At 36.2% G+C, this 2,693-nt stretch carries 2 protein-coding genes; both read right to left on the minus strand.

Annotation, left to right across the window (positions count from 1 at the left end):
- Positions 1-144: 144 nt before the first annotated feature.
- Positions 145-711, minus strand: coding sequence for a hypothetical protein (locus Q1K78_RS17290; protein ID WP_300181691.1), 567 nt, complete (start codon positions 709-711; stop codon positions 145-147).
- 133 nt (positions 712-844) lie between these two features.
- Positions 845-2,299, minus strand: a complete 1,455-nt coding sequence (locus Q1K78_RS17295; RefSeq protein WP_300181693.1) for a hypothetical protein — start codon at positions 2,297-2,299, stop codon at positions 845-847.
- Positions 2,300-2,693: the final 394 nt, after the last annotated feature.

The raw sequence follows: 2,693 nt of genomic DNA on the forward strand, positions 1-2,693 counted from the left end.
AAAAAACTGCATTCTCAGAGTTCGTATAACGCCTGCATAACACGTTTGCTACCATACAGACCTAGCTGAATTTTACCGCCTTAATCACTGAAACTAAAGGCAAACTGACAACGCCGAGTGTAGCAAATCGTGTTGATGCATTTGTTATATGCGCTGCTCAAGTTGATAACTTAACCCACCTAATAACCCAGCAATTTGCTTGTCTGTTAATACGTATTTAGCTTCGTATTTCATTCCTTTAGGAACATCACTATATGGTGCAAGAAACGCTCCTCTACCAGAACCAAAGGTACTTTCAACAAACTCTTTCAATACACTTGGATGGTTCAATGAGTAGGCAGTTCTGAAAATGGATAAATCACCAATATACCCATCGATTTCTATCCAACAATGACCATCCCATTTTTTATTAATAACTTTGCCGCCTAGATTTGATTCAGGAAGATTTGTTTTACATTTAAATATTCGTTTCCCTAATACTTTAAAATCTCCTGCGACAACTATTGCTGGTATATCATATTTATCTCTTAGCATTTGCGCCCAAGCAGCACTAAGTGGAGCGCAAGCCCCCATAGAAGGTGGAACAATAGAAAGAAGTTCTCTAGCCGATTCTAGTAATGGTTGAGGGTGTTTAAGGTTAAAATGAGAATATTCGTTAGCCTCACTTTCTCCCCTATATCTATTAACCAACTGATTTATTGTTATTTTCATTATTTCCTCTAAGCATATAACGCCTGCATAACACGTTTGCTACCATGCAGATTAAGCTCAAATTTACCACTAAACACGGTAAACCCAAAGAAACCTAGAATGCCGAATGTAGCAAATCGTGTTGATGCATTTGTTATATTTTTTCTAGCTCCGGAATCGGTTCTTCTGAAGAAATAACGACTGAATGTGAATTAAGTACATCATAAGGCTGAAAATAGCCTTCTTCTCCAGTTTCGTCACATTTAAACATATGTGATATATCAGGAAAATCATTTGGGTCAACAGGATGTAATGCATTAGGGTTGTGATACATAACAAGACTCTCTGACCATGATTCCTCATAAGTTGGGGAATCAACATCCTCATGAAATGGTATACCAACAAGAGCCTTAGGATCTGGGTTAAATCTCATCCCTGTTCTGAGTATCTTAACTTTTTCACCACCTAACCCCGCCAATTTACCCATACGATTAAACTTAGTTATTGTAGCTGCATTACTAAAAAGAACTGCACTTACATTTTCCGAATCTGGCTGCTTAAAAAAGTTAGAAGGTATAGATTTACCTTTCCATTCATGTGTATCAATCTTACTTATTATCGCTCTACCATCAACGATTGAAGTTCTTACCCCATACAAGTATTCCATTAATGCAGTTCTCGACCATGTCATAGAACCAGTACTGTGAAAATCATGAATAGCGAAAACCAATGGTTTCCCTTTCACATGAGGTTTTTCCCAATACTTCTTCTTAAGTTTAGAATACAACGGACTTCCAAACTTTATAGGCATATAGCCATTTAGCAGTTTGCGAAGTTCTTCAGGGGTTTCTGGAGTACTTTCATCTGGTCGGGCTCCATTCTCTGTAGGATTAACAGTTACGGCTTCAATTAAGTATTCATTTACATAATTTGTAATGTGGAAATCAGGGGCTGCATTCCCTTTAATTTGAACAAATTTATCATGGAAATAAATATATAAATATAACTCCCATAACCGAGCATCAAACCCATGGGTTTGAAACTCTTTAATGTAGTGGCCATCTGGATCATCGAATGTATAGACAATTTCCTTAATTAAATTTCTAGCAGCTTCAAGCCGTGACTCTTCTGCTAAAGCAATGTAGATTGGATTTAATTTATCTCTTTCAACTAACGGTACAAATAATTCATTTGGTACCTTTATTTCATCGCCTTGAGGGTAAACATTTTTACCATCGTCTTTATACTTTGTCATTGCTTTCAGTAAATCATTTCTAGCTCTGTCTTCGTTAGATTTAAAGTTATTACTAACCTCCAAAGCTCTAAATATTTTCCGATTATCACGCCCCATAATTACATAGCCAAAATCACCATCAGTATTATCCATAAATACAGTAGCTAGGATTTTTCGGTCATAACCAATAAACCACTGCTTCTCATTTGCAGAAGCTCTAGCCATTGGGTGACGAGAGAAACAAAAGGCATCAAATTGCCTTTTAGATAACTCAATAATATTAGTAGGAACTTTATTAGCTACATCAACTTTTGTTTTTCTTTTTTGCAGCTTTTTCTTTCGTTTTTGATCCCTAGACAACTTCGGTTTTGCCATAAAAACTCCAATGAACTTAATAAAAAAAATATAACGCCGCAATAACACGTGCGAAAGACCGACTTCCCAAACCAATTATACTCTAAACCGCGAATGCCGAATGTAAATAGCATCGTGTTGATTGCTTTGTTATACGAGCCTTGCTTTCGCTCCAATTAAATTGGTAAAGAACTGATTTACCAAGATTTACTGTAAATTGAGTTTAATTAGACTGGCTCAATTAAGCGAGCAAAATATCATTTCAACGGCAATAACTGTGAAACGAAACAATCCCTTTTTCTTACGCCATTTGTACGATTTGGTTTCAGCAAGTTTGGAACTGATAAACCAAATATCATTACCACAATTGGGATTGAAAATGCTGAGAGCAAAACACTGATGCAGACTAAAATGA

Origin of the sequence: uncultured Aliivibrio sp. (genome assembly GCF_946479765.1) — a bacterium.
Taxonomy (GTDB): domain Bacteria; phylum Pseudomonadota; class Gammaproteobacteria; order Enterobacterales; family Vibrionaceae; genus Aliivibrio.

Coding starts and splice junctions, on each gene's coding strand:
- Q1K78_RS17290 (WP_300181691.1), bottom strand. CDS start 711: ATGAAAATAACAATAAATCAGTTGGTTAATAGATATAGGGGAGAAAGT.
- Q1K78_RS17295 (WP_300181693.1), bottom strand. CDS start 2,299: ATGGCAAAACCGAAGTTGTCTAGGGATCAAAAACGAAAGAAAAAGCTG.